We start from the raw sequence: 26,476 nt of genomic DNA on the forward strand, positions 1-26,476 counted from the left end.
GATTCATTCAAAGCTCAAGCACCACTGCACCACGTCGTAACTCATGCCAACGCCCGGTCCCTTGCCAAGCCACCACCGTACTGGCCAAACCAGAAGGCGTCGGCCATGGCAATGGCCCCAACAATGGCAATCCTGGGAAACAAGTATGAGCAGCATCTGCAGAGAACGTGGGCGCAGCACCAGACAAATTCGCGCTCGTGGTAGCTAGCGGCCCGCTCTGCTTCAGCAAACACCTAATCACTCCACAATCCGGTACTCGCAACCCAAGCGTGAAAGCTCCAGGATTAAGAGCCTCAACAAGCACACCCGAAGCCGGTAAAACCAAGGTGAGGGCCCCGGGCCAATAGCGCCTGGCCATCGACCAGGCATCCTCCAAAGCAAGCGGCGAAACATGCGCAAGTAACTCTTCAGGAGTAGATCCCATCAGGATCAGAGGTTTGTCGGCCGACCTCTGCTTGATGGTCCACAACTGTGCAGCATGAACAGGAGCGGCCGCCAAAGCTGGCAAGGTGTCTGTGGGCAACAATGCCGCTGAACCAGCATGCAATCTGGATGCCAAGGCACTGGCGTCAAGAACAGCCGAAGGCAGAAGTGCCATGGTTCAAAGAGTCGTGATGTTCAGGATGCCGAGCAATGGCAAAGCGCCTTACCCCCAGTAAATCTGACTTGTACTCCACATTCTCCAAACCCTGCTGACGCATCAAAGCCAGCACGGCATCGCTCTGGTCATGGTGGTGTTCCAAGAACAGCCAACCACCAGGCTCTAAGGCCTGCATGGCACCAACAATGATTTGACGAGTGGCCACCAACCCATCAGCTCCCCCGCATAGAGCCAAATGCGGCTCATGATCACGGACCACAGGTTCAAGTTGAGCCATTACAGCTTCTGGGATGTAGGGAGGATTGACCAGCACCAAGCTGAACTCTCCCCACCAAGGCCGCAATGGCTCCCACCAACTGCCCTGATGCAGCTGCCATAAGGCATGGGGCGCAAGCCTTTGCAAGTTCCGTTTCGCCAAAGCCAAGGCCTCGATGCTGCAATCAACTGCATGTCCACGCCAAACAGGGAGCGCGCGAGCCAATGCCACAGCTAGTGCTCCTGAACCTGTCCCCAAATCGGCCCAGCGACCAAAAGGTTTCCGAGCCAATGCTTGCAAAGCAAAATCCACCAACAGCTCAGTCTCCTGACGGGGAATCAATGCCGCCGCACTGACCTCCAGCTCAACGTCCCTCCAAGGGCAGCAACCGATCAAATGCTGAAGAGGAATGTGATGATCAAGATGTTGTTTCCAGATCATTGCCAACTGATCAAGGGATCGCTCAAGCAGCACTGAACGTCGTGGATCGAGATAAAGCTGCTGAAGATCGCTCCAGCGCAAACCTCCACCCAAATCAAGCAACCAGTCAAAATCAACAGCACGGCCTCCTTCAGCCAACTGCAAACGACGCCAGGCCAATAGCTCTGCTGCGCAAATCTCCAGCAATGCCATCGAAACAGGCTAGGCCAAACGCCAATGCAAACCAGGCTCTGCCACCACAACACCCTGCAACTCCAACTGAAGCAATTGTTCTGTCAAGCGCGCCGAAGACAGATTCAGACAGGTCATCAAATCCTCCAGGGACGCACCATCGCCAATGGCCTGTAACAGTGCTGTATCGCCATGCTGGCCGGCTCGTGAGCTAGGGCGAGAACCAGATAAATCAAAAGCAACCGAAGGAGAATGAACCGCCAGCGGACCAGTACCAAGTTGTTTTACAAGAGCTTCAGGGCTTAGCAAAGGGGAAGCCTGATCCAACAACAAAGCATTGCTACCGAGGGCCGACCATCGCCTTGCATCACCGGGCACGACAAACAGCTGACATTGCTGCTCTATTGCCCGCCGCGCTGTAATCAAGGCTCCACTTCTCTCGGGGCATTCGACTACGACCACAGCCTTTGCCAAGGCCACCAATAAGCGATTACGGGCTGCAAAACAACCGCGCTTGACCAAAGTCTCCCGGGGCTGCTCTGTGACTAGCAGCCCTTGAGCCGCGACCAGAGCTTGAAGGCCCTCATTCTGCCGGGGATAGACCTTCTGCAACGGTGTGCCCAGCACGCCCACAGGCGCACCACCGCCTTCCAAACAGCCGCGATGGGCAGCCGCATCAATCCCTTCTGCAAGGCCACTAATCACAGGCCAACCCGCTAGTGCCAAAGCACGACCCAATGCTTCAGCCACACGCAAACCATGGTTCGAAGGCCGTCGTGTGCCAACAATTGCTACCGCCCTACGGGCCCCAAGGCATCCCAAAAGCTCCTGCCGGCCCTGCCAAAAAAGCGCCACAGGAGGGCGCTTCAAGGCACGAACCCCTTCCGGCCAAAGCAAATCCACAGGCAACAAGACATCCTCCGGCACGTCGACACTTGGACAAGTTCCCCACCTGCTGCGGTGGAGGCTCAAGTCTTTGAACAAGGCTTTCGGCCAGGAGAGCACCTTGCTCAACCTTTCCTCAGGCCAAGTCCATAGCTCAGCCAGACTGACTTCGTGAGCCTTGCCTAGCGCCTCGAGGTCTCCCATTCGAGCAGCTCCAATCCCTGGACAGCGGCTCCAAAGCCACCACCAATGCCGACGCTCCACAAGCGAAATAGTACGTATGAACCAATGATCTTATAGGCGCGGCGCGGCCCCCTGTTGTAGTTGCCGTAAAGCACTCGCAAGAGGCTCTGGGGGTTGACGTAGCACCCGCCGCCTCGAGCCCATGACATTGAGCAGGACAAGATCCACCTGAGCATCAGCGACCCGATCCCCTGCCTCCGATGCAAAAACTGTGAACCAGGGCCATCGCACCCCATCGCAGGGCAGAGACCAACTCTCCAGCTCTACTACCTCACCATGGCGAAGCGCACGACGATAGTGAATCTCAAGACGCACCACAGGCATCTCGAATCCGGCTGCGGAGATGCGCTCATAGGGCAAACCTACCTGCGCCAAAGCCTCCACTCGAGCCTCCTCCAGCCATGCCACATAGGCCCCATGCCACATCACCCCAGCGTGATCTGTGTGCTGCGGCAACACCCTCTTACGCAGCTTCCAAGGCTGAGTCTTCTCACTCTTCATCAGCATGCTGAACTCCTAACTCACTCGCCATAGGCTGCTGCAAAGCCTGGTAAAGCTTGCAAAAGAACCTACTGACCAAGAACTAGCTCGAAGCAATGCTGAAAATGCTCTACCCGAACTGACCTTCCCAAGTTCAAAACAGCTGACATCTATCGGCTAAGTCTGGATGCCTGAAAGTTGTCCAGCTAGATAGTGGAACCCCATCAAAAGAGTTGTAAACCCTTCCCCGCCAAGACATTGGCAAGTTAATGAGAATCAGCCCCAACGCAATGGGAACACCCATCAAGCAGGGATGAATCAAAGCGAGGGTGGTCCAGATGGCGGTTGAAGAGAACGCAGATCTAGTTTCAATTGCTTGGGAGAGTCGCCAACAAGAACTGAGCAAGGGCTTTTGGGTCCTCGACAAGCTGGTTGGGAGTTCCGGTGAGCAACTTCACCTGAGTTGATGAAACCGCTTTAGTCCTGATTGACCAGGGCCAAGAACGCAGTTGAAACTGGAAAGCGGATGGCCTTCAAACCAGCAAGAAGTTGATCAGCTTTTGTTGCTGTTGGTCTGGATGTAAAGACCAATCAGAAACAACATCGGAACCGCTACGAACAGAAGGGTGGCTAGGAAGCCGAAGTTGTTTACAGGCATGGCCGCAGAGGATTACTCCGCGAAAGTATCACCCGCAAGCTACCCAAACTGCAATCTGCTCAAGCCTCGTCACCGGGCGTAGCAGCCCACGCCCTTTCAAAACCAGCTGAGATCACACCATCAAACCCCTCTGACTTCGAGGGATTTGATGGCCTATTAAGACAGCTTTTGCGCACGCGCCTCCTCAAGACGACTCTTGGCATTAAGCAGGGCTTCCTGTGGTCGAGTCACGACGATCACTGACGACATAACAATGGCCTGACAAGCAAGGCGCCAATTCTCAGGGCGGCGCTTGAGCTTGATTTCCTCAACCTCAGTTCGTGGTGAAAGCGCACCAACTTTGCTCTCCCCCTCAATTCCAACAAAACAAGTAATGCACTGACCACAACCTCCACAGTTCCCCAACTTTCCTTTCAGCCCGTAGAGCTCCATTCCCTCGCGCAAGGCAACCTCCCTGAGATTTTCGCCCTGTTTGCACTCAACATCTTTGCCTTCCCGGACAAAGCGAATGATGGGCATGGATCTGGAACGCAAAAGACAACCCATTTTGTCTCAAGCGCGGCATTGCAGTTTGTAACCAAGCCTGAATATCAGCAAAACCTCAGCCTGACGAAATCGATAGCCCTCCAAACCCACTCTTTTAAGAGCTATTCATGTATCACTACACGTTGCAGCTAGCGACAACCTTCTCCACACTTAATGGGGCACGTCTTACGATCTGCGGGTCTGGCTGCATTAGCAGCTTCGTTTCGTTCCCCCGAACCTGACCCATGGGATTGCCCTGGTATCGGGTGCACACGGTCGTTATCAACGACCCCGGCCGACTTCTGGCCGTGCACCTCATGCACACAGCCCTGTTAGCCGGCTGGGCCGGCTCCATGGCCCTCTACGAATTAGCCATCTTCGATCCTTCGGATCCCGTCCTCAACCCCATGTGGCGGCAAGGCATGTATGTCATGCCGTTCATGACCCGCTGCGGAATTACTGGCAGCTGGGGGGGCTGGAGCATCACCGGTGAAACCGGTGTTGATCCAGGCCTCTGGAGCTTCGAAGGTGTTGCTGCCGCTCACATCATCTTCAGTGGTCTATTAATGCTGGCCGCAATCTGGCATTGGACCTACTGGGATCTTGATCTTTGGCTAGATCCACGCACTCAAGAGCCTGCTTTAGACCTTCCAAAAATCTTCGGCATCCACCTGACACTTGCAGGTGCGGTTTGCTTCGGCTTTGGAGCATTCCATCTATCTGGACTTTATGGTCCAGGGATGTGGGTCTCTGATGCCTATGGACTAACAGGTCATATGGAAAACGTCGCTCCTGAATGGGGAGCGGCTGGCTTCAATCCATTTAGTCCAGGCGGCATTGTGGCGAACCACATTGCTGCAGGAATCTTTGGATTCCTTGGTGGCCATTTCCAAATGCTCAACCGCCCACCTGAACGGCTTTACAAAGCCCTTCGAATGGGCAATATCGAAACAGTGTTAGCCAGTGGCTGCGCGGCTGTTTGCGCTATCGCCTTCATCGTTTCAGGAACGATGTGGTATGGATCTGCTGCCACACCTGTTGAACTGTTTGGACCTACCCGTTATCAGTGGGACCAAAATTTCTACAGAACTGAAATCAACCGTCGTGTCCAATCAGCCATGGATGACGGCGCTACTGAAGAGGCGGCTTATGCCGCTATCCCTGAGAAGCTTGCCTTCTACGACTATGTAGGTAACAGCCCTGCAAAGGGTGGTCTATTTAGAGTTGGCGCCATGGTGAATGGCGACGGCCTTGCGACTGGCTGGCTCGGTCACATCTCTTTCCAAGACAGGGCAGGCAATGATCTCCAGGTCCGCCGGATCCCGAACTTCTTCGAGAACTTCCCTGTATTACTTGAAGATCAGAACGGCGTTGTTCGTGCTGACATCCCCTTCCGCCGTGCTGAAGCAAAGAATTCCTTTGAGCAGCAAGGCGTGACGGCAACCATCTATGGCGGTTCCATGGATGGGAAAACCTTCACTGATACCGCTGATGTGAAGCGTCTGGCTCGCAAGGCTCAACTTGGTGAAGCCTTTACTTTCGACCGCGAGACCTATGCTTCTGATGGTGTTTTCCGAAGCTCACCTCGAGGCTGGTTCACCTTTGCTCACGTCAACTTTGCGCTCCTGTTCCTGTTCGGCCACTGGTGGCATGCAGCTAGGACCTTGTACCGCGATGTGTTTGCCGGTATCGATCCTGACCTTGGCGACCAAGTTGAATTCGGTGTGTTCCAAAAGTTGGGCGACGCTTCTACTCGTCGCGTTCCAGGGCAAACTTAAGCCTTCAACAAGAACTACACCTTCAGCTGATCGACCCTACGGAGACTCTCAATGGATGCTTTTGCTTACACCCTCTTAATGACCCTGGTGGTTGCCACTCTGTTCTTCGCGGTTGCATTCCGTGATCCGCCGAAAATCGGCAAAGACAGTGGCAAATAAAACGCCAATCTCTTCAAAGCCCCGCTTCGGCGGGGCTTTTTTTGTCTTTAAGCACTTCTTACTCCAATCTCGATGATCCAAATAATCATGCAGTCTCATTGTCTCGCAAAGGATTTACGGCACTAAAGCCTGAGAATGCAGTTCAACAGGTCCTTCTCAAGGCTCGAATTACTGTCTAGACTTAGTTCACTAAATTTGGAGTCTTACGGGCATGCAATGCCCCTCCTGCCAAAACACTGATAGTCGGGTACTTGAATCCCGCGCTGCTGATGCCGGGCGAAGTGTAAGAAGGCGCCGTGAATGCTTACATTGCGACTTTCGCTTCACGACCTACGAACGCGTCGAAACTGTTCCAATCACAGTTTTGAAGCGTAATGGCAATAGGGAGACTTTCAATCGCAGCAAAATCCTTAATGGCCTTACTATGGCCTGTCAAAAAACCGGTCTCGAGCAAGACAGACTTGAGTCAATGGTGAACGAGCTTGAACTGCAACTTCAGCAACGAAGTGGGCGTGAAGTGAATAGTGCTGAAATCGGCGAAATGGTTTTGGACCAACTATCGGAAATGAGCGAGGTCGCTTACGTGCGCTTTGCGTCTGTATATCGTCATTTCCGTGGAATTAATGATTTCGTAGCAGCACTTGAAGGCATTCATGCCAACAAGGAACAGCTCGCAGCCGTTCGCTGAGAATAAGGAGTCAATCTGTAGAGTGATCCATTAATTCCGAAAGGTCGGCGGGCCACTCGGATTTCCTTGCGCACTGCCATAGGGCAGACCGCCATCCAACAATGTCTGCGACTCCTACTGAACAAGTTCAGGACTCTGCTGCTGAAAGCACTAGCAGCGAGCAGGTAATCAATACCGCTTCTGAAACAGCCGAAGCTGCCAATCAAGCCTTGGCTGAAGAAGACCTGAGCATTCCAGAGGATGTCCCAACAGCCGATGACCCGAGCAGCCGAGCAGCCAAAAACGACCTGAGTGGAGCTGGATTCACCCTCGATGAATTTGCATCGCTACTGAGCAAGTACGACTACAACTTCAAGCCCGGTGACATTGTCAACGGCACGGTATTTGCCCTTGAATCAAAGGGGGCAATGATCGACATCGGGGCCAAGACCGCAGCCTTCATGCCCCTTCAGGAAGTGTCGATCAATCGGGTCGAAGGACTCAGCGACGTCTTACTCCCCGGAGAGATCCGTGAGTTCTTCATCATGAGTGAGGAGAACGAAGACGGACAACTCTCCCTTTCAATCCGCCGCATCGAATACCAACGTGCATGGGAACGGGTAAGACAGCTGCAAAAGGAAGATGCCACCATCTACTCCGAAGTATTTGCGACCAATCGCGGGGGTGCCCTGGTCAGGGTGGAAGGCCTGAGAGGATTCATCCCCGGATCACACATCAGCACCCGCAAGCCAAAGGAAGAGCTTGTAGCGGACTTCCTACCTTTGAAATTTCTCGAAGTCGACGAAGAACGCAATCGCTTGGTACTGAGCCATCGCCGTGCTCTGGTGGAAAGGAAGATGAATCGCCTCGAGGTTGGCGAAGTCGTCATCGGCGCCGTTCGCGGCATCAAGCCCTACGGAGCCTTCATCGACATCGGTGGCGTGAGTGGCCTACTTCACATCTCCGAAATTAGTCACGAGCATATAGAGACCCCCCACTCGGTTCTTAACGTGAATGATCAGATGAAGGTCATGATCATCGATCTCGATGCGGAGAGAGGTCGAATTTCACTATCTACCAAGGCCCTTGAGCCCGAACCCGGAGACATGCTCACCGATCCACAGAAAGTCTTTGACAAAGCCGAAGAAATGGCCGCCCGTTACAAGCAAATGCTGCTCGAGCAAGCCGAAGAAGGCGAAGATCCAGAAGTTGTCCCCCTCGACTAATCCTGATCGCTAGCCCATGCCTCAACTGTTGCTGAGGGGGACGCCCATCGGCAACATCCAAGGGGTGCTGTTCGACAAGGATGGCACCCTTTGCCATAGCGAACCCCACCTGCTCACTCTGGCAAAAGGAAGAATCGAACAAGCCATTCGTAGGTTTCACCGAGGGAATGCCAGCGAAAGTGTGGTTTTCAAAATTCAGGAACTTCTCTCTGCTGCCTATGGACTCAACGCTGAAGGACTCGATCCAGGCGGAACCATCGCCGTAGCGTCAAGGCATCACAACCTAATCTCCACAGCAACGGTGTTCTGTCTGCTCGGAGAAGGCTGGCCACAGGCTCTTGCTCTGGCCAATGAAGTGTTCGCAGCTGTGGATGCTCTTGAGAATGAAGTGCCCTGCCTAGCAACAACGAGAACTCTGCTACCAGGTGCCCTTTCGCTCTTGCAAGCACTGCGACAACAAGGGGTGATCTGCGCCGTGATTAGCAATGACAGCGCCTCAGGGATTGAAACCTTCCTGAACCAAAACAATCTTCATGACACGGTGACCGAACTCTGGAGCGCTGAGCATCAACCAGCTAAGCCCAATCCAAATGCCGTCAAAAGACTCTGCCATTTAATGGGATTAGCCCCCTCCCAGTGCGCCTTGATTGGTGATGCCGATTCCGATTTACAGATGGCTCGCCAGGCTGGTATAGGTCTCAGCCTTGGTTACATGGCCGGCTGGAATCAACCCCCAACACTGACGAACTACCACCACCTCATCCACCACTGGAATGATCTAGTCGTCAAGGCAGACCCTAAAATTACGCATAACTTCAGTTCTCCATGAGCCGTTACGTCTTCACCTCTGAGTCCGTCACAGAAGGGCATCCCGACAAGATCTGTGATCAAGTGAGTGATGCCGTTCTAGACGCCCTACTCGCCCAAGACCCGAGCAGCCGAGTTGCCTGTGAAACAGTTGTCAATACAGGGCTCTGCCTCATCACAGGCGAAGTGACCTCAAACTCCCAGGTTGATTTCATCCATCTTGTTAGGAACGTAATCCGCGAGATTGGCTATAGCGGTGCTCGTGCAGGTGGGTTTGATGCCACCAGTTGCGCCGTGCTCGTTGCCCTGGATCAACAATCACCAGACATCGCCCAAGGGGTTAATGAAGCCGACGACCATTCAGGTGATCCTCTTGACAAGGTGGGAGCCGGAGACCAAGGGATCATGTTTGGCTACGCCTGCGACGACACCCCTGAGCTGATGCCCCTACCCATCAGCCTCGCCCATCGCCTTGCCCGTCAACTCGCTGCAGTCCGTCATGACGGGTCTCTGAGCTACTTGCTACCTGATGGAAAGACCCAAGTCAGTGTGGTCTATGAAAACGACCGTCCTGTCGCGATCGACACGATTTTGATCTCCACTCAACACACCTCGGAGGTAGAGGGCATCTCGGATGAGAATGGAATCCGTGAGCGGATCACTCAAGACCTCTGGACCCATGTCGTAGAACCAGCGACTGCTGACCTCCCCCTCAAACCCAATCGTGAGGCGACCCGCTTTTTAGTCAATCCAACCGGTAAGTTTGTGGTCGGAGGCCCACAGGGGGATGCTGGCCTTACTGGCCGAAAGATCATCGTAGATACCTACGGCGGCTATGCCCGCCATGGTGGTGGAGCCTTTTCCGGCAAAGACCCAACCAAAGTGGACCGCTCTGCCGCCTACGCCGCACGATTTGTGGCCAAGTGTCTTGTAGCAGCAGGCCTCGCTCAACGTGCAGAGGTGCAACTCAGCTATGCCATTGGCGTGGCTAAACCCGTCTCGATCCTAGTGGAATCTTTTGGCACCGGAAAAGTGACGAATGACGAACTCACAGCCTTGGTGCAAGACCATTTTGACCTGCGACCTGGTGCCATCATCGAACAATTCAAGCTGCGACAGCTGCCTCAGCAACGCGGAGGACGGTTCTACCAAGACACTGCTGCCTATGGCCACTTCGGCCGCCCTGATCTAAAGCTTCCCTGGGAAGACGTTACGGACAAGGCCTCCACTCTGCTGCAAGCAGAGGCCCAACAACAAAAACAGGGCAGCAGCCTCTAGAAACCCCATGCCTAACTCGTCCCTGGCGCTCGGCATCGACCTTGGCACCAGCGGCGTACGGCTTGCCGTGCTCAACGAGCACGGCAAGCTGATCCACACAAGTACAGCGGACTATCCAAAAGGGCTTGAGATCCCTGAAGACTGGAAAACCTGCTGCATGGAACTGATTCGGGCTTTGCCCACCAACCTTCGGCTGGCCCTGAGGGCATTAGCCGTGGATGGCACATCAGGAACTCTGCTGGCCTGCGACCACACTGGCACAGCCCTTAGCAGAGCCCTTCCATACAATCTGAGCTGCCCGGAGCAAAGGCAAACACTCATCTCCCTTGTATCCCATGGAGAACCAGCCTCAAGTGTGAGCAGCAGCTTGGCAAGGGCTCTACGACTAATCAGCACCCATGGCCAAAGCGTTCTGCTACGCCATCAAGCGGACTGGATCAGCGGCTGGTTGCTAGGCAATTGGTGCTGGGGAGAAGAAGGCAACAACCTGCGCTTAGGCTGGGATTTAGTCAATCAGACCTGGCCTGCCAGCATTGCCGAAACAGCCTGGCGGGCAGCACTTCCTGAGATCGTAAGCAGCGGCAAAGTTCTGGGTACGGTGGCACCTGAGCAGTCCCAAAGCCTTGGCCTACCGAAACAACTCCTCGTAGTAGCAGGGACCACCGACGCCAATGCTGCTGTTTTAACTGCCAATGCAGGTCCCGACGACGGCATCACCGTGCTGGGCAGCACCCTTGTGCTGAAACGTTTTACGGAAGGTCCAATCCGTGGTGCTGGCATCACCAACCATCGCGTTGGCGGACGATGGCTCTGCGGCGGAGCCTCCAATGCCGGTGGCAGCGTCCTTCGACAACTGTTCAGTGATACCGAGCTCAAAGAGTTAAGCCGCCAGATCAATCCAGAGTTCAACAGTGGTCTAATGCTGCGCCCTCTTCCCGGCCCCGGCGAACGCTTCCCAATTGACGATCCCACACTCGAACCACAGCTAACTCCACGACCTGTGAGCGATTCCCTCTACCTCCATGGCCTGCTGGAAGGCCTCGCACACATCGAATTGCAAGGCTGGCAACGTCTCAAAGAACTTGGCGCGCCCCCTCCCAAGCAAGTGATCAGCCTGGGAGGGGGAGCACGCAATCCCCAATGGCGTCGATTAAGAGAACGGATCCTTGGCATACCCGTCAAGACTTGCACCAACCCACCAGCTGCCGGAGTAGCCCGTCTGGCCTTGCAAGCGATCTCTCCTCAACACAACTTGGTTAGTACCAAGCAAGAATCGGATCAACAGCTCTGAATGGTGCTAACCAAATGTCATGACCACATTTTGACTGGACTGGTTGTCATGAAGAAAAGTTCAATGAGCTTCAATGTGATCGAACTAGAGATACTTCCTTCTTTAACAGCGCTTTGACTAACTCCTATTGGTAAGAGCTCACTTCAGGCTCTCCAATCTCTAGTCTCAAAATTTCCAACACCACTGCTGATGAGCTCCGACCCCCTCACCCCTGATGTCAGTGCACGCATCTGTCGCCACATGAATGGCGACCATGCCGAGGCAGTCATGAATTATGCGCGTTACTACGGAGGAATTAAAGACCCCCAAACAGCCAAGATGATTTTAATCACCTCGGAAACGATGGAACTTGAAGTCGATGGGGATGCCTTAGAGATCAAGTTCGACCACACCCTCACCGATAGTGAAGATGCCCATCACACTCTGGTGGCCATGCTGAAATCCATGCCGAAATCATCTGGCTGATATGGCCTCATAAGGGAACCCTGCCATAAGAGCGAGGGGAATCCTTGTTTCAGAAGCTGAACTGCATTGCTTTCATCCCTGATTCGAGCAGGTCATGCCCTGCTCATGCAACCCCAGTGCCCCATCTGCCGGGCAACGATCACCTCAGAGGCCGAGTCTTCCAAGCCTTGCCTGAACTGTTGCATGAAACTCGATCTACCAGCCGATGGCTTAAGAGGCCTAAGTCCCCTGAAATGGCGAACTCTGGGTTGGTACAAAGGTCATCTCCGCCGACTGTTGTTGAATCTGCGTCGCGATCGGAAGCTGTCAGCGATCCACGCCTTAGCAAAACTGCTGACCCCGCTCGTCCCCATCAACGCTGTGCTGGTCCCGATTCCGAGCTGGAAAAACCTAAACCGAGCAAATCCTTTACCCCAGCTTCTGGCCAGTGGCTTATGCCGTCCCTGTCATGGCCTCTTACGCCGCCGCTATGCAACCGTGGGACAACACCATCTCGACCGACAGCTACGCCAACGAAATCAAATTCATTCATTCGAGGCGGTGCCAGGCCTTAGCAACAACTCAACTGACTGGTCCTTTCATCGGGTTTGGATTGTGGATGACATCCTCACCACCGGTGCCACAGCTCCGGCAGCCAAGAATTGCTTGCAAAATCTTGGCCTGACTGTAGGCGGTGTTGTCTGCCTGGCCAAAACTCCTAAACATCAATCCTCTCAACTATCACAAACGTGATCTTGATAATCAACCCTGTTTTAAAACAATATTTAAGGCTGGATGAATTGCTGACAGCTCAAAATCATTGCACCCCTTGGAAGATTATCGAGCGAAAAACAATGACAACCATTTTCATCGCTAATTATCTTGAGATCATTCAAGCGTTGATGCATTTTTGACTTTCGCCCTGATGCTGCCAAATAACACTACTCTGGTGGATTACATTCTGCCAATCGAGAGAGCAAATCATCTTTATCGCCCCAGGGATTCTGGCTAGGCATGAGCGAATCTGCCACGACCAGCATCCGATCGCTTACATTATAAAATCTAGAATGATCTACATAGCACCAAGACTAATCGGCAAACCGCAAAGATACAGATCGAAAATCAGAGCGTTCACGCTCACATAGAGGAGGGTTGACATCAGTTAGGCCCACCTAATAGCAATGCAATATCACCATTATCGAAATCACCAACGCCAACCATTCGACTCAAGATCGAAGTGCCAATTCGACCGCCACTACTGGTAAGTCTGGCACCAAAATAGAAACTAAAACAACGAAGTAGCATGAAAATGCAATGATTTTTAGATGAGGCAGGCCCACAGAGATGAGCCACGAAAGGATTCCTCCCCAGATACTGCTGCGATCAAACAGCCAATTCAAACCTCAGCGATCCCAAGCCTCTAAAGCTTCCACAAACCTCTTCTGATGGCCCAACCATTTAGGGGCAAAATCAATCCGCCCAGTTTCCAAATGGATGCACAGCCAATGCCCTAATCAAGGTATTGCTGAGCAAAGATAATTCTGGCAGAGAAGTCCAACGATTGGCAGAAGGGTTAAAGAGATATCCCGAGCAATAGATCATCCACCGAGAACTTGGAACAATTCCGATGACTGCAGCAAACGCCAGCACGGCTCAGGCCAGGCACAACCTTTACCCTCAATTAAAAGCGCATAGGGCAGGGAATGCAGAAAGCCAACAGAGCGACAAGATCAACTGCTCGAACACGACACCGAGCCAAACCGGCAGCCTGAGCAAGCATGAGAATTCCTCTCGCAAGATGGGCCAACCAGGAGGAAACACGCAGGCTGATAGCGCTTTATCCAACAAACTGCCCCCAGCCCCCGAGCATCAAGTCATAGAAGGGAGGGTGTGAGTCGGTTTTCAGCTAATCGAAGATGGAAAGAGCTGCGAGCTAAAACGCCTGGATCACAGTGCGCAGCTCATCACCCCAAAGACTAGAGCGATCGATCAGGCACAAGGCGTTGATGGCAAAAAACAAGCTCACCATCAACGCAGGGACGACAACGCCAGTGCTGAACTACTGATGACCTTTGGACTGCCCCCTCAAGCATCATGCTCATCGCCGCCAAGACGCGATTGGGTTTGCACCACAGCAAGGTTGTTGACCCAGCGGCCTAAGGCAATGATTTCATCGCCACCCTGGCAAGACTTTGCCTCACCCAGTGATTTAAGATTCCGAGGTCGCGAACGCGACGGGCCGGGATAGCTCAGTTGGTAGAGCAGGCGACTGAAAATCGCCGTGTCCCCAGTTCAAATCTGGGTCCTGGCATCAATTTAAGATGCCCATTGCCGTGTCTTTCTCTCCGTCCAACGAAAAGAGCGACCGCCTGTTCAATAATGCAGACAATTTTGCGATGACATTTGATGAGGCCTGGAAAAACTATCAGTCTAAAAAAGGGGAGAATAAGCTTAGTCAGGAGACTAAACTAAATCTAGTCCTAGACACCATCAAGGACCATCCATTCCTATTGGGATCTCCATCCATTGCCAAAGAAGTGGCTAAATTTCGCATCCGACTTCTTGATCTGATCTAAAACATAGATCAGACTGAAAGCAGATTTGTTTGCGCATCCTCCACGCATTGAGTATCGCCAACATCATCGCCAAAAGTCCCATCCCCATTCTCAAGACCCTGATCAACATTCCCCTCTGCCTGGAAATCTTCTGTCTTCAAATTAAAGGCTTGGTCTGATTCACTATTCTCAGGCTTAACCTCTTTAAGGATATGACCTTCTGATGAAATAGCGTAAGTGAGGTTGAACGAAGTTCATCGATCTGGATCAACATCTAAAAGCCCCTGCAGGTGCCTCACGCGCTCCTCACTATCAACAAGGAGCTTCTCAGTGGCCTCATGGCAGCCATCATCTTTCACAAATTGACTACTCTCAAGTATCGCGACCCTTTCTTCAAGCTGAAGTAGCCTCAAAATCAAGGCCTCACTCAACTGACTCAAACCCTGCAGTTGCTTACTAAGCAACTTTTCAAAAGAGGCCTGGTTTTCACTGACCGTCATCAGATATTTCCTCCCAGAAAGAATCTTGCCGATGGTATCGGTGCCAAGCTCGCTGTCCATCTCAGAAGCTTCAACGAGGCAAAGTTGGTGTCATGACATCTTCTACAATTGCTACCACGAGACCAAGAAAAGCTTGAGCAGGCGAAGCAAGCAGCGATTGGCTGGGAGCGTAATTTTCCAGAGATTAGATAGAGCTTGTTGCAATTAGGGCAATCGCCTGGGTCAATGGCCCGGCAGCGAAATCAAACCAGATGGCTCGCAAGTATTTATACCTAAAGGGCTCCTGATTGCTCTTCTCCTCTCGCCTGCTAGCGACTGACAAGGGTGAATCTATAGGTTGATGACCTTATATCCAAGCCAAAAAAATCATGAAGCCATGCAAACTGAAAACAATTAAAGATTTTGGCTTCCAGCTCACAGGAAGACACCTCTTGCTTGTTTATCATGGCCAAAGGGAATTGATTTCCCTGCAAACCATTGAGCTTCTAAAGGGCTAAAGCCTGAACTTTCCATCACCGTCGTTCCCCATGCCTCTGTTTCGCCCCCCTTCAAGTGAACAACCCGGTGATCAATCTGCCCTAACCCCCTCAGGGAAAGAAATTCCCATGGCGATGTCGATGATGGTTGACTCCATGGTACGCATGATTCAAAAAGCCAGTGGCAATCAGCCAAGTGTTAAAAACGAAGACTCAAACGAATCTCTTGATGAACATTGAGCAGTTCGTTGATCAAAGTGAAGGTACATGGCGGTCAATGCGAAGTAGCCATTCACTAGCCTTCCAACAATTTGAGGAAGTGCTAAGCGAGATTCGCATCCAAAAGGTGAATACCGAAGAGCCGGAAGTTATCCAACTCCTCAAGTCCACGACAAGTCTCAACAGAATGCCCGTATCGCCGTTCAAAATGGAATGGCAAGCTGAAAGTGACTGGGAGCCAAATGCACAGTCAGACGTTACATCGGGCTCATGCCTTTTAATACCTATCCCAAAAACCCATGAAAAAGGGGTGATCTTAAGAAGTATGGGCTATGCAGAAGCTGAAAAAGCTGTCTCAAATTACGAATTCCTATCAGACGGGACTTGCCTGCTGATGACCAAATATGGACAATCTATTGCTGAAGAGAGAATCTGGTTTGTTTCCAAACACATTCGGTGCCGGTCATCTGTTCTACGAACATCAAAAGGCTCAGGCGTACTGCAAACATCTTTTGCCTCAGAAGTGCGCAGGCTAAAAAACTAAAGGATCAACAAAAAAAGATGCGTCAGAGTTCATTACTGCGTTTCGCTAAAACATTAGCTTCTCACTACAGCAACAAGCAGCAAGCTCAGAAAGATCCAATCAACTTTGCCAGAATCAATATCTACTTTAGGCCACTATTATGGGATGTATTTCAAGGGCCTGGATTTTATTCAGAGCAAAGTTATGACTATGATCCCTGGCGTCCTTATCGCCAGGGCGTACATAAATTACTAGCAAGCAAAGAAGCATTCATATTGAAGAATTATAGTTTGCAAGAACCTAAGCGCTTGGCTGGCGCAGGGTTTTACCCTGACCTGCTCAATCACCTATGCGCTGATACGCTCCTTCCGCGACGCGGCTGTGCTATGCACTTCAAGGAAGTCAAACCAAACCAATATCGAGGACAAGTTGAACCTGGTAACGAATGCCTAGTTCCTCGCAACAACACCATGACTTATCTGGTCAGCGAGGTGGAGTTTGATGAAAAAATTTGGATTAGTCGAGATCGCGGATTTGACCCAAAAACACATGAACAGCTCTGGGGCTCAAAGCACGGTCCACTTCACTTCCAACGTATTGTAAATCTAGGCGATCATCTTAACGAAAGCTGGTTGCGCTCTGCCTCACAATGAATTAACACATCCAAGAAAATAGTGATGTGTCGTGAGACTGAAATAACAAGACGGAGAGACACCTTGACAGTTCAATGCCTATATCAACTATCCCATGCACTCACATCCTGCTTTCCAGGCCTACTAAGCCATTACCGTTTTTTTACTTTGCAAAAGCCAGGCCTCTCGAACACTTAGAAATAAGAGCATGAGGGAATTGATCGGCGTAATATCTTGATAGTTGACCAGCAAAATAATAATAAATAAAGTGCTAAATCTATAATCAATACTACTGTTTAAAATTCACGAGCAAGGCGAGTCAGCAAAGAAGAATACCCCTAAGTTACAGGAGGAGAAGCCCCGATACGATTCATCTCAAGACTGTTAACCTTAGCTCGAACAAAGCGATGTGGGTCCTCCTTATTTCTAGCCACATTCTCTACCAATGCGCCCCATTCTTCTACATGAAGTAAAGGCTCAATAGCCAATAATGCTGCATATCGACAGGCCCAGTAAGGAGACTTACCTGGGTTCAGCCATTGAGACAAATAGGAACAACCAATCTCGGGGCTATATTGCATCAGTGTGAGAATGGACGCCGGTTTGAATTTAATAAAATCAGGCCAACGCCTATCAAGTGCAAAAAAACATAAATCCTGAATTTTCTGTTGTGCTGTTTCCGGCCAATCGGTCATACATCTAAAAAGAAGCATAAAGAAATAGAGCGCGCCATAATCCTTCTCGGCTCGTTCCCAGCATTTCAACAACAAAGGCCAAAGCTCTTTTGGATTATGACTACGCAAGGTCTGAACAGCAAGATAACAGCGACTGAAATCAGTCGCGAATAGTTCCTCTATCAAGAAGGCATCTGTAGGAGATTCATCATAATGATGCACGAGATCAAGATCATCTGGGTCATCACGCATCAGCCCATCCAAAATAAGCAACAGATCAAGACCATTCTGCTGCCCCACCTCTTCAGGCCAAAGTGCATTCAAGGCCCGCATTCGAAAGGTCGGAGATACAGGTGCCCTTAACGTGGCCTTAAGTAAGTCAAACTCCCCTGCATCGATAATATCCTGAATTGCAAGATGCCGATCCATCTGAACAGGAAGGGCAAGATGCAACTCCAGCTCCACCAATCGAGCTCTTTGCCCACAAAGCTTAAACACTGCAGCAAGAGCAGCACCACTAACCCCAGGGTTGGCATCATCCTGCAAAGACTTAATTCTTGGAGCCGCTGAAACCACCCCAAGACAAGACAGGCTCTGAATCAACACGCGCCGATGCTGCTTGGGATCATCTAGCAAAGACATCATGAGTTGATGTAGGTCAGGATCCTGACAATCCAACTCTTGTAGTGCCCAAGCCGAAATCTCAACCAAATATGGATCACTGCTTGTGAGGCAGCGACCAATGGCAGGAATTGCAGCGGTACATCGAAGACGAGCCAAGCCCTCAACGGCCTTTTTACGGGCAATCACAACAGGAAATTCAGAGGACTCTGACTCAATCAGGCGCAACAAGGCCCGTTCAGTCATGGGTCCAGGGAATTTGCTTAGGTGAAAGGCTGCCTTGTAGTAATCACTGGCCAACTCCAACTTATTGATAGGCGTACAAAGAATCTTGAGAGCCTCTTCCTGGCTGAGAGATGGAAGATTATCGAATGGGCTCTTCAGCTCTTTCACTAGATCAGAATATGAACGATGAGCAAGGCCGAAAGGTTGACCAAGTCATTACTCTGGAACACTGCATTCCTATCTCAGTCCTCTTTTAAGAAATATTAGACAATCGTGAACTCTGCTTTTTTGCAAAAGGTGCTGGCATCACATTAGAGGCATGCCTCCTGAACGAAGCTGGAATAGAAAAGTATCGCTACTCACTGATAATGAATCAGAGGGTCAATAGAAGCGGTATTCATTGAAATACCTAAGCACCAAATTGATCCTTATCATCTTGACAAGACCCTCAAAAACCTCTCAATCAATCGTTTTCTTACATAGCAAATCAGCCTCAGTATTGATTACGGAATGACTCTTTACAACTGACAAAGAAGCCAAATATCTACCCCAATTCAACATAAAAAACACTAGCCAGATTTCAGTAAGCACAATGTGATAGACGCTTCGAGCGAAGATGCATTCATTAAAGAGGTGGAAAAATCATAATACAATGCATCGGTAAATTCATGAGTTGATATTGCTAGCTGTTCAGGGTTAGGAGCTTCTGTTGCTACTAGAACGATAGCTTAAATAATGGTTGATTGATTCAGCCAGAAAAGCTTACTTCTATCTCTTTTCCCTAATGCGACAAAGCAGAAAAATAACAAATAATGCCCAGAGCTCCATGGATAGCCACTAAAAGAATCATTAGCCAAAGAGCAAAACAGTAGGCTCAAAGCCAGGGTAGCAGGAAATCTATGTGCCAATTGAGGCCGCAAAGTATTATCGACTTGTCCATTCCTTGTCGACAAAGAAATCTACCATCATTTGCTTAATGAAAATGCCGTGCTATTGCCTACCCAATTGAACTCATTTATCAATAGCTCACGTAGATCAGCCTCAACCAAAGAAGCTATTTCTGCTTCCGTACTACAACCTGTAGCTTTTGATTCATCCATATGAGTCATATTGATCAGCAATAAAACATGTTTTGAGATAGAAAAGCTGTGGGAATAAGCAAGGGGTTCCATTCTATGGAAATAGAACGCAGGGCTAAAACTCTTAGGAGATTGACTGATATACAATCTGGGAAGGACTCGAGGCTTGCGCAAGCATTGGTAATAGCCTTAAAAACAAGGCAAACTTTCAACCATCCAACAAGGGGACTGGAGTGCCTCAATAATCAATTTTGACTCTGAATAATCAAGCGTCACTGAACAGTTTATCGTCACTTTACTTACCACTATTACATCGACAATTCAATAAACCCAAAAAAGGGAGCCTCTAATGGCTTCAGATCAATGACATTAAAGACCCTTTTAGCTTCTATCAACATCCTGAGGCTATTCTAGCTAATAGTAATTATCAAGCTGTTGGAATCCACAATCTCAAGCACACCCAAACTTAACTGCTCAGGAAGCAAACCAAACACAATCCTAGGCTCCTTTCAAGGTCAAAAAAAATATCACAATGGCTCTGACCATGCCTTTAACGAAGGCATGGCAGCCAACCTTCACAAAGCAATCAGGATGGCAAGGGGGGTTAACTAACTTCAACACTAAAGAAACACGGCGAAAATTTTCGGCCAAGATCCTCCCTAGAAAAATTCCAAGAGAGTGAAGGAACAATTTCTACTTAACGCCAAAATCCTGCACAATTCACAAACGTCATCATGGTCATGTTGTTATTCCCTTACCGTTCTATCGGGCAGGTTTGCATAAGGGCCTGAACCATCAAAACTGTGGATCACTCGGCTCTAGTGCCTACCTTGCTCACATCGATAATGCATGCATTCTCTTCTCAAGTCGACAACATTGACACAGGACCAACCCTTCAGCATCAATACTGACGAGTCGTTGCTGAATGAAGACGAAGCCGCTGAACTGGCCGATGAATTAAAGGCTCTGCTCAGACGTGGAGACACACCGAAAGCCGATGCAGAGCAGATTCAACGCATGGTGTCTGGTCTTGGCGATCATCGAGGATTGCTTCGACGTACTTTTGCAGAAAGTCTCGGCGTCGTAGGCAAGGCAGCGGTGCCAGCACTTTGTGTGGCCCTACACAAGCATTCCAGTGCCACGGTGAGGCGCGCCGCCGCAAAGACCCTCAAACTGGTTGGCGATCCAAACACCTTGCCAAATCTCCTCGAGGCCCTTCTCAACGATCCAGACCCTGTCGTTCAAGGATCAGCAGCAGGAGCCATGGCGATTTTTGGTGCAGATGCAGTAGAGCTCCTGCTAGAGGTAATCATGAATCCCAACAGCACAGCAATGCAATGTGGATTCGCTAGCTGGGGGCTGGCCTTTGTGGGAGCGCAAGCACCTGATGCTCTTCGCAATGCAGCCCAATCCGACCATGCAGAAATTAGAGCGGCAGCCATCGCAGGCCTGGGAGAGCAAATACAAGCCTTGGGTGATACGGATGCTCGAGAGCTTCTCCTAGGAGCTTTAGTTGACCCTGCAAGCGATGTGCGGGCTGAAGCCACCATATTGCTTGGCAAGCTACACGAACCATCCTGGGCACAGCCAATGTTATTGGCAAGGCTCGATGATTTACACCCTCAAGTCCGAAAGAATGCTGCCATGTCTCTAATGAAACTGAAGGCAACGGAAACACTCAATGAACTGCTTGAAAAAAAGTCTGCAGAACAAGATGAAAGCGTCAATAGGATTCTGCAATTAGCAATTGATCAGCTTTCGAGCGAAGATCTAAAAAACCATAATGATGAAAGCTAGTCATTATTTAGTACTGGGATTGCCTGCATTACGTTGCTCTAATGTATTGAGAGCATCAATCACGCTCCCTCGCAACAAATCATCAATTAAATCGTCCGCCTGAAGCTCTTTCAAGCAAGCTTCAGCCGCAGGAACATCAACTTCCCCAAGAGCAGTTACTGCAATAGCGGCCAGCAAGATATTCTTACTTTTGCAACTCTGTAGCAGAAGTGGAAACCCCTGATTGCCGAGAAGAGATAAAAGCGGAACCACTGTAAGTATTAACTCAGGAATATCATCCTGTAGAGCCAATTCGACAACCTCCATGGCCTCCTTTGGGAAGGCTTCACCAGGGAACTTAACTGCCACTTGCACAAAAGCCTTGAGACAACTTGTGCGAACTATTCTATTCTCACTGGCATGAAATATCTGCACCAAAGGGAGCAAGGAGCGTCTCCCAAATACACCAAGGGCTTTTACAGATGCTCTTCTAAGTTCAATATCCGTCTGATCCAGATTGGCCAGCAGCCTAGGCATTGACTCCTCAGGCCAGTAGCGAGACATTTTCAAATAAGCTTCTTCTTTGATTTGTGGATTTGGATGAGCAAAGTCATCAAATAAATCCTCAAGATCAGGCTTGCAGTTTTCATCTTTGCTCATGTATGTAGGCTCAGCACATCTCAAGTCACTAGCAATAAGAGTAATTCAGAAGAGCTTGGTGGAGATCTTCAAATTAAATAGATTCCCAATACTTTTACAGACAAGGACAACCAAGCCAAAAAACAAGCTACACAGACCTTGAGAAGTAGCCGCCTAAAGGCATTGAGGTTCAGGAGAGAGCATTAATCAGGTAGTTAAGAAGGTCCTTAAACTCGTTAGCAGCTTGCTGATCCATATCACGAGGAACACATACGCGCTCACGGATGTAGCTAAAGGCCTCGATGTAGGCAGAAGTAGGGATACCAAGTGTGCGAAACACTTCTCGAACACCGGCAATACCCCACTCATCAAGAGGGCCAGTGCTACCTGCTATCAAGCAATAGTTAATCAGGCGCAAGTAGTGGTTGATATCTCTTGCACACTTGTCCCGAGTTGCAAGATCATACTTACCATCGCTGTAAACAGCTTTAAGTGCATCAGCAGTCACATTGTCTATGCCAGAAGCCAGCTTCTCAGCAGCTTCCATGCGCGCAGCCGCACGATCGAAGGATGCCTTGACAGCTTTAAGGTCACTTATATCAGGGAAACGACCTGCTGCATCTGCTGCAGTGATCACTGTTGTGACAGCAGATTTCATCGTGTGATTCCCTTTATGGAAGTGTGATAATTAAATTGGAGAAGATTACGAATGATTCAGCTCAGGGAACTGATCACACGATCAAAATAGGAAGCAGCTTCTGCAGCAATGCCCTGGCAGTCAGAACCCTTACCAGAGATGCCCTGGAAAGCAGAGGGACCAGAATTTGTATCAGTAATGATAGCGACAGTAGCGGCCTTCATGATCTCAACAGCACGAACTGCGTTCTTGATAGGCACGCCCAGCGCGTCGTAGGTCTCTTTGAGACCATTGAGGCAACGATCATCCAGAACAGATGCATCCCCAGCCAAGAGGGCGTAACTGACATAGCGGAGGATGATCTCTCCATCGCGCAAGCAAGCAGCCATGCGGCGAGTGGGATAGCAGTTACCGCCAGGCTGGGTCATGCCTGTGTTCTCGCAAACCATGCCGCTCACTGCATCCGCTGCAATACAAGAAATGTGTTGCGCGATTGCATTAGTTGCATCGATTCGAATGTTGGCATCCGCAACGTGCTGACGAAGAGAAGCCAAATCGGCACTGCCGAGGCATGCCCCTTTGGCATCAGCACCAACTACAGCGCGAGAGAATGCGTCAAGCATTGGCAAGCCGGACAGGACTGGGGGTTAGGGAGCTTCTGAACCATTAAGGGAAGACTCCAAAAGCTAGATGGACATTACCACTTGCATATAAACCTCTTAATGCGGGTGACGCCTTAAGAAGCCTGCATTAAAGCGGCAAGACATTTGCGCTAATGGGTTTTGCCCCCCTTGATTGGGCTGAAGACGAAAGCAATCGTAAGCCTCTATACCGAAACCCAGCCAATCAGCAAGCAATCACGCAACGGTTCGTCACTGAAGCATCCACGCAGCCAAGACACACTGCTTGATTAAACTTTTGGACTTCGGCACTCCTACAGAATCCAAGCCAACCAGAGCAGAAGCAAGCCATGCAAGGCTTCATTGAGTTGCGTTGATCATTGCTCAAAAAGCTCGATGTTGACCTCCTCTAAAGGGGTTCTCTTACTTGAAATGATGCTTAAATCTTCAAGTGTAGGCTTAAAGATGAGTTCTTAAAACCAATGCCTGAAGCCACACGAGAAGAGCTACAGGAGACCATTGGGGATCTCAACGACTATCGCAAGCGATTACGAAATGAAATTATCTCAATTGGGCAAAAGCTAAGGATGCCTCAAAAAAAGATCGACGCCTCATTAGCCGAACATACCGAATTGCAGCGAATCGACTTGATTCTCACTGAGCTCGTCGCACAGCGTGATCAGAATTAATTCAGCCTCATTGCCGTTGAATCCTGTTCAAGTGCGAATCCTTCTTTTAAGGTCTTACTGAAACTGCCATTTAGCCTCCTAGGGTCAATCAAGACATCCGACTTCAAGCACCTTGGCGGTAGCCCTTGCGAGCCAATTGAGAGAAGGCACCAAGGCCGCCCACACGATGGCCGAAAACACTGGTTTCGTGAGCTGTTTCCTTAAAGGTGTGGTTGATCAGTCCAGTTATCGCATGCTGGTGGCTGATCTCTATTTCGTCTACTCCGCATTGGAAGCAGAAATCGGCAAGCTGCGTGAGCAAAAGCATCCGGTGGTGGCACCTGTTGGCTTCCCCGAGCTCAATCGCTGCGAGGCCTTAGAACAAGATTTGATTTTTTATTTCGGCAGCAACTGGCGCAATCTGGCCAAGGCAACGCTGGCGGCTGAGGAGTATGTGGCCCGTATTCACACGTTGGCTCAGGAGTCGCCTGAGTTACTGGTGGCTCATCACTACACCCGCTATCTCGGGGACCTTTCAGGCGGTCAGATTCTCAAGACCATCGCCCAGAAGGCCATGAAGCTAGGGGGCAATGACGGCGTGCGTTTTTATATCTTTGATGACATTGAAGACACCAAAGCGTTCAAGACTCTGTACAGCGCCACCCTTGATAGCCTGCCGATCAATCAGCAGACCGCCGAGCGCATGGTCAAGGAGGCAAATATGGCCTTTCACTGCAATATGGCCATGTTCAAGGAGTTGGAAGGCAACCTAGTGGCTGCAATTGGAAAGGTCCTGTTTGGATTCCTCACGAGCCGCCAACGAGGCGGCAGCACTGAGGATGCGGTGGCCTAAGAGGAAAGCAAGAGGTTGACGGAGAATCAACGCCTTCAACTGGTCAACACTTTCAACCTGGCTGAGGATGAAATGCTTGCGATCACCAGTCCCTATAAGACCACTCTGGAGATCGAACAATCTGGGTATGTGATTGGCCTATTCATCAAACATGCCATGAACCATCAAGCCACTGATCTTGAGAAAATCTTCAACTCAGCCCAAAGAAGTGAGGGGTCACATTTAGATGTTTGACCCATTACTTGAGAAACTGCACTCCAGCATCCGAATACAAGGCGGAGAAATTGCAGCAGTTCCTGATGGTCTTAGGGAATGTCGAAACGAGAAAAAAAACAGCTTGATTCGAAGTTGGCTCTGGCAGGTACCAGGGTTCCGTCGCTGGAGGGTCTCGCGACTCGATGCAGGGGAAAGCCTTCAGGTCCTCAACTCAGTGGCCTATCCGAACTACAACATTGATCAGCCATTGATGGGATTGGACTTGTTGTGGTTTGGGAAGAGACAAAAACTAGTAGCGATCCTTGACTTTCAACCCCTCATTCAAGATCACTCCTACTTAGAGCGCCACTTCCAGGGACTCAAAGCCCTCCAAAATCGTTTCCCTGAACTGAGTGGAGAGGAGACGATGCGATTGTTCGATCCCAATCAATACTTCTCCCCCTGGTTACTTTTCTGCAGAGGCGGCGCCGAAAAAGCCACCAACTCCTTACCTGAAGCGTTCAACGCTTTCCTGCACTGTTACTGGGAGCTTCACCAACAAAACAGCGATAAGGCCTCCCTAATCCCGGCGGCCGAAGTCAAACAACTACAGATCGCTTATGACATTTACAGCGCTGAGCGTGATCCAGCCCACGGCTTGTTTACGAGTCATTTCGGCAAGGCATGGTCTGATCGCTTCCTACACGAATTCCTGTTTCCTGCCAGCACTAAAGCGGATTCATCTCCGCCGTCAGAAGCAGACTATGACCTACCTCGATGAAACCCTTACGCCTAAGCAGCCTTGATCCAGTCAGGATGCCCGAATGGCGATGGGCGCCGTTCCTCAGCCATGCCATCAACGCTTTAATACCACTGAAGCCTGAGCCATACCCAGTGGCTCCAGAGTTCCTGCAAAGAGAAGGGAAAACAGGCTCCAAATCTCAACCCATCAAGGTGACAACATGCACCTGGGCTTGCAGAACCAAAAAGTTCAGACAGGTGCGAGCCGCATGCGTGGAGGCCGGCAGTTCAGCCTCGGTCTTGAATTTCGTGATAAACCCTTATCACACCTTCGATCTTCCGTTCTTCGGTGCAGACTTAGTAACACTTCCATCTGGGCACCTTTTAGCACTGGACTTACAGCCAGCAATCACAAGTGACGAACGTCATACCAAACAAGTCTGGGAACGACTGATGCCAATCTTTGAACAATGGAGAGTTCGCCTCCCTGAGGGAGGGCCGATACCAGAAGAAGCTAAACCTTACTTTTCACCAGGATTTATCTGGACTCGCCTACACCTGGGCAGTGAAGGAAACCAGCTGATCGATGAAGTCATCATGCCGGCATTTAGAGACTACCTAAACCTTTACTTAGATCTTGTCGAAATGGCAGAGGAGGTCTCCCCTCAACGTGCCTTCAAGCTGCTGGAAGGTCAGAAACGATACTTGAGCTACAGAGCGAAAAAGGATCCAGCAAGAGCCATGTTGGCCCGCTTCCATGGTCACCAATGGACCGAGTCTTATATCCATAACGTTCTTTTTGACCTCTAAGAGCGCTCTGATCAAGACCCTACAAAGTCTCAGATGAACTCATTGGAAAACGAGATTCTTTTGTGCATTGTTGACTTCAACTCAACAAACATGAGATAAGGCAAGCCATCAATAGACTTAAAG

Annotated in this window: 32 protein-coding genes and 1 tRNA gene; 21 read left to right on the forward strand and 12 right to left on the reverse strand. The window is 50.3% G+C overall.

What is annotated here, in order from left to right:
- Nucleotides 1–7: 7 nt before the first annotated feature.
- The 6 genes from SIB74_RS08165 to SIB74_RS08190 all read right to left on the reverse strand — a co-directional run bounded on the left by SIB74_RS08165 (nt 8) and on the right by SIB74_RS08190 (nt 4,254).
- Nucleotides 8–598 carry an L-threonylcarbamoyladenylate synthase gene (locus SIB74_RS08165; protein WP_063395076.1) on the reverse strand — a complete coding sequence of 197 codons (591 nt, stop codon included), beginning with the start codon at nt 596–598 and terminating at the stop codon, nt 8–10.
- On the reverse strand, nt 570–1,490 hold the full coding sequence (prmC, locus tag SIB74_RS08170) for a peptide chain release factor N(5)-glutamine methyltransferase (protein ID WP_063395075.1): 921 nt from the start codon (nt 1,488–1,490) through the stop codon (nt 570–572). The genes SIB74_RS08165 and prmC overlap by 29 nt, the downstream gene beginning before the upstream one ends.
- Nucleotides 1,491–1,499: 9 nt before the next feature.
- A complete protein-coding gene (locus SIB74_RS08175; RefSeq protein WP_063395089.1) occupies nt 1,500–2,558 on the reverse strand; it encodes a DNA-processing protein DprA in 1,059 nt (352 codons plus the stop codon).
- 90 nt (nt 2,559–2,648) lie between these two features.
- Nucleotides 2,649–3,104, reverse strand: coding sequence for an acyl-CoA thioesterase (locus tag SIB74_RS08180; RefSeq protein WP_011826812.1), 456 nt, complete (start codon nt 3,102–3,104; stop codon nt 2,649–2,651).
- 526 nt (nt 3,105–3,630) lie between these two features.
- Nucleotides 3,631–3,735: a photosystem II reaction center protein PsbM gene (psbM, locus tag SIB74_RS08185; RefSeq protein WP_011131030.1), complete on the reverse strand. Its 105-nt coding sequence runs from the start codon at nt 3,733–3,735 to the stop codon at nt 3,631–3,633.
- 156 nt (nt 3,736–3,891) lie between these two features.
- Nucleotides 3,892–4,254, reverse strand: a complete 363-nt coding sequence (locus SIB74_RS08190; RefSeq protein WP_231905980.1) for a 2Fe-2S iron-sulfur cluster-binding protein — start codon at nt 4,252–4,254, stop codon at nt 3,892–3,894.
- Between the two features lie 251 nt (nt 4,255–4,505).
- On the opposite strand from SIB74_RS08190, the gene psbB reads away from it, so the two are divergent.
- The 12 genes from psbB (at nt 4,506) to SIB74_RS08250 (ending at nt 14,486) form a co-directional block, all read left to right on the forward strand.
- The gene (gene psbB, locus SIB74_RS08195; RefSeq protein ID WP_063395073.1) at nt 4,506–6,038 is read left to right on the forward strand and encodes a photosystem II chlorophyll-binding protein CP47; all 1,533 of its coding nucleotides are present in this window, start codon (nt 4,506–4,508) and stop codon (nt 6,036–6,038) included.
- 51 nt (nt 6,039–6,089) lie between these two features.
- Nucleotides 6,090–6,197 (forward strand): photosystem II reaction center protein T, encoded by a 108-nt coding sequence (locus SIB74_RS08200; RefSeq protein WP_011131033.1) that lies wholly within the window; start codon nt 6,090–6,092, stop codon nt 6,195–6,197.
- 211 nt (nt 6,198–6,408) lie between these two features.
- Nucleotides 6,409–6,885 (forward strand): transcriptional regulator NrdR, encoded by a 477-nt coding sequence (gene nrdR, locus SIB74_RS08205; protein ID WP_011826818.1) that lies wholly within the window; start codon nt 6,409–6,411, stop codon nt 6,883–6,885.
- Nucleotides 6,886–6,986: 101 nt separating this feature from the next.
- On the forward strand, nt 6,987–8,090 hold the full coding sequence (locus tag SIB74_RS08210; protein ID WP_011826819.1) for a 30S ribosomal protein S1: 1,104 nt from the start codon (nt 6,987–6,989) through the stop codon (nt 8,088–8,090).
- A gap of 16 nt (nt 8,091–8,106) precedes the next feature.
- Nucleotides 8,107–8,919 (forward strand): HAD family hydrolase, encoded by an 813-nt coding sequence (locus tag SIB74_RS08215; protein ID WP_063395072.1) that lies wholly within the window; start codon nt 8,107–8,109, stop codon nt 8,917–8,919.
- Complete coding sequence (metK, locus tag SIB74_RS08220; RefSeq protein WP_063395071.1) at nt 8,916–10,175, forward strand: methionine adenosyltransferase; 1,260 nt, start codon at nt 8,916–8,918, stop codon at nt 10,173–10,175. The genes SIB74_RS08215 and metK overlap by 4 nt, the downstream gene beginning before the upstream one ends.
- Before the next feature lie 7 nt (nt 10,176–10,182).
- On the forward strand, nt 10,183–11,466 hold the full coding sequence (locus tag SIB74_RS08225) for an FGGY-family carbohydrate kinase (protein WP_063395070.1): 1,284 nt from the start codon (nt 10,183–10,185) through the stop codon (nt 11,464–11,466).
- Nucleotides 11,467–11,655: 189 nt separating this feature from the next.
- Nucleotides 11,656–11,931: a DUF2470 domain-containing protein gene (locus SIB74_RS08230; protein WP_063395069.1), complete on the forward strand. Its 276-nt coding sequence runs from the start codon at nt 11,656–11,658 to the stop codon at nt 11,929–11,931.
- 105 nt (nt 11,932–12,036) lie between these two features.
- Nucleotides 12,037–12,663: a ComF family protein gene (locus tag SIB74_RS08235; protein ID WP_063395088.1), complete on the forward strand. Its 627-nt coding sequence runs from the start codon at nt 12,037–12,039 to the stop codon at nt 12,661–12,663.
- Nucleotides 12,664–13,537: 874 nt separating this feature from the next.
- Entirely contained in the window at nt 13,538–13,804 is a 267-nt protein-coding gene (locus tag SIB74_RS08240; protein WP_063395068.1) for a hypothetical protein, read from the forward strand.
- 344 nt (nt 13,805–14,148) lie between these two features.
- A tRNA-Phe gene (locus SIB74_RS08245) sits at nt 14,149–14,221 on the forward strand.
- A 10-nt stretch (nt 14,222–14,231) separates the two neighbouring features.
- On the forward strand, nt 14,232–14,486 hold the full coding sequence (locus tag SIB74_RS08250; RefSeq protein ID WP_063395067.1) for a hypothetical protein: 255 nt from the start codon (nt 14,232–14,234) through the stop codon (nt 14,484–14,486).
- A gap of 233 nt (nt 14,487–14,719) precedes the next feature.
- On the opposite strand, the gene SIB74_RS08255 is transcribed toward SIB74_RS08250, so the two are convergent.
- Nucleotides 14,720–15,025, reverse strand: a complete 306-nt coding sequence (locus SIB74_RS08255) for a hypothetical protein (RefSeq protein ID WP_063395066.1) — start codon at nt 15,023–15,025, stop codon at nt 14,720–14,722.
- 467 nt (nt 15,026–15,492) lie between these two features.
- On the opposite strand from SIB74_RS08255, the gene SIB74_RS08260 reads away from it, so the two are divergent.
- The 3 genes from SIB74_RS08260 to SIB74_RS08270 are packed head-to-tail and all read left to right on the forward strand — an operon-like array spanning nt 15,493 to nt 16,836.
- Nucleotides 15,493–15,681, forward strand: a complete 189-nt coding sequence (locus tag SIB74_RS08260) for a hypothetical protein (RefSeq protein WP_011826832.1) — start codon at nt 15,493–15,495, stop codon at nt 15,679–15,681.
- Nucleotides 15,671–16,204, forward strand: a complete 534-nt coding sequence (locus SIB74_RS08265) for a phycobiliprotein lyase (RefSeq protein WP_063395065.1) — start codon at nt 15,671–15,673, stop codon at nt 16,202–16,204. The genes SIB74_RS08260 and SIB74_RS08265 overlap by 11 nt, the downstream gene beginning before the upstream one ends.
- Nucleotides 16,205–16,221: 17 nt before the next feature.
- The gene (locus SIB74_RS08270) at nt 16,222–16,836 is read left to right on the forward strand and encodes a chromophore lyase CpcT/CpeT (RefSeq protein WP_063395064.1); all 615 of its coding nucleotides are present in this window, start codon (nt 16,222–16,224) and stop codon (nt 16,834–16,836) included.
- 317 nt (nt 16,837–17,153) lie between these two features.
- Here the strand turns inward: SIB74_RS08270 and SIB74_RS08275 are convergent, their stop codons facing one another.
- Both SIB74_RS08275 and SIB74_RS08280 read right to left on the reverse strand, forming a co-directional pair.
- Entirely contained in the window at nt 17,154–18,503 is a 1,350-nt protein-coding gene (locus SIB74_RS08275) for a HEAT repeat domain-containing protein (RefSeq protein WP_063395063.1), read from the reverse strand.
- A 797-nt stretch (nt 18,504–19,300) separates the two neighbouring features.
- A complete protein-coding gene (locus SIB74_RS08280) occupies nt 19,301–19,507 on the reverse strand; it encodes a hypothetical protein (protein WP_156486026.1) in 207 nt (68 codons plus the stop codon).
- A gap of 756 nt (nt 19,508–20,263) precedes the next feature.
- Between SIB74_RS08280 and SIB74_RS08285 the strand changes: the two genes are divergently transcribed.
- A complete protein-coding gene (locus tag SIB74_RS08285) occupies nt 20,264–21,211 on the forward strand; it encodes a HEAT repeat domain-containing protein (protein ID WP_063395062.1) in 948 nt (315 codons plus the stop codon).
- A gap of 3 nt (nt 21,212–21,214) precedes the next feature.
- Here SIB74_RS08285 and SIB74_RS08290 read toward each other — a convergent pair whose 3' ends face one another.
- The 3 genes from SIB74_RS08290 to SIB74_RS08300 all read right to left on the reverse strand — a co-directional run bounded on the left by SIB74_RS08290 (nt 21,215) and on the right by SIB74_RS08300 (nt 23,089).
- Nucleotides 21,215–21,850 carry a HEAT repeat domain-containing protein gene (locus SIB74_RS08290; protein WP_063395061.1) on the reverse strand — a complete coding sequence of 212 codons (636 nt, stop codon included), beginning with the start codon at nt 21,848–21,850 and terminating at the stop codon, nt 21,215–21,217.
- A 169-nt stretch (nt 21,851–22,019) separates the two neighbouring features.
- Nucleotides 22,020–22,487, reverse strand: a complete 468-nt coding sequence (locus SIB74_RS08295) for a bleomycin hydrolase (RefSeq protein WP_011826840.1) — start codon at nt 22,485–22,487, stop codon at nt 22,020–22,022.
- A gap of 56 nt (nt 22,488–22,543) precedes the next feature.
- On the reverse strand, nt 22,544–23,089 hold the full coding sequence (locus SIB74_RS08300; RefSeq protein ID WP_011826841.1) for a bleomycin hydrolase: 546 nt from the start codon (nt 23,087–23,089) through the stop codon (nt 22,544–22,546).
- A 479-nt stretch (nt 23,090–23,568) separates the two neighbouring features.
- On the opposite strand from SIB74_RS08300, the gene SIB74_RS08305 reads away from it, so the two are divergent.
- The 5 genes from SIB74_RS08305 (at nt 23,569) to SIB74_RS08325 (ending at nt 26,353) form a co-directional block, all read left to right on the forward strand.
- Complete coding sequence (locus tag SIB74_RS08305) at nt 23,569–23,775, forward strand: hypothetical protein (protein ID WP_011826843.1); 207 nt, start codon at nt 23,569–23,571, stop codon at nt 23,773–23,775.
- 112 nt (nt 23,776–23,887) lie between these two features.
- Nucleotides 23,888–24,607 (forward strand): heme oxygenase (biliverdin-producing), encoded by a 720-nt coding sequence (locus tag SIB74_RS08310; RefSeq protein ID WP_063395060.1) that lies wholly within the window; start codon nt 23,888–23,890, stop codon nt 24,605–24,607.
- A gap of 15 nt (nt 24,608–24,622) precedes the next feature.
- Complete coding sequence (locus SIB74_RS08315) at nt 24,623–24,841, forward strand: hypothetical protein (protein WP_011826845.1); 219 nt, start codon at nt 24,623–24,625, stop codon at nt 24,839–24,841.
- The gene (locus SIB74_RS08320) at nt 24,834–25,583 is read left to right on the forward strand and encodes a 15,16-dihydrobiliverdin:ferredoxin oxidoreductase (protein WP_063395059.1); all 750 of its coding nucleotides are present in this window, start codon (nt 24,834–24,836) and stop codon (nt 25,581–25,583) included. The genes SIB74_RS08315 and SIB74_RS08320 overlap by 8 nt, the downstream gene beginning before the upstream one ends.
- A complete protein-coding gene (locus SIB74_RS08325; protein WP_063395058.1) occupies nt 25,580–26,353 on the forward strand; it encodes a phycoerythrobilin:ferredoxin oxidoreductase in 774 nt (257 codons plus the stop codon). The genes SIB74_RS08320 and SIB74_RS08325 overlap by 4 nt, the downstream gene beginning before the upstream one ends.
- Nucleotides 26,354–26,476: the final 123 nt, after the last annotated feature.

The sequence above is a fragment of the Prochlorococcus sp. MIT 1306 genome (assembly GCF_047304515.1).
GTDB classification, from domain to species: Bacteria; Cyanobacteriota; Cyanobacteriia; order PCC-6307; family Cyanobiaceae; genus Prochlorococcus; species Prochlorococcus marinus_D.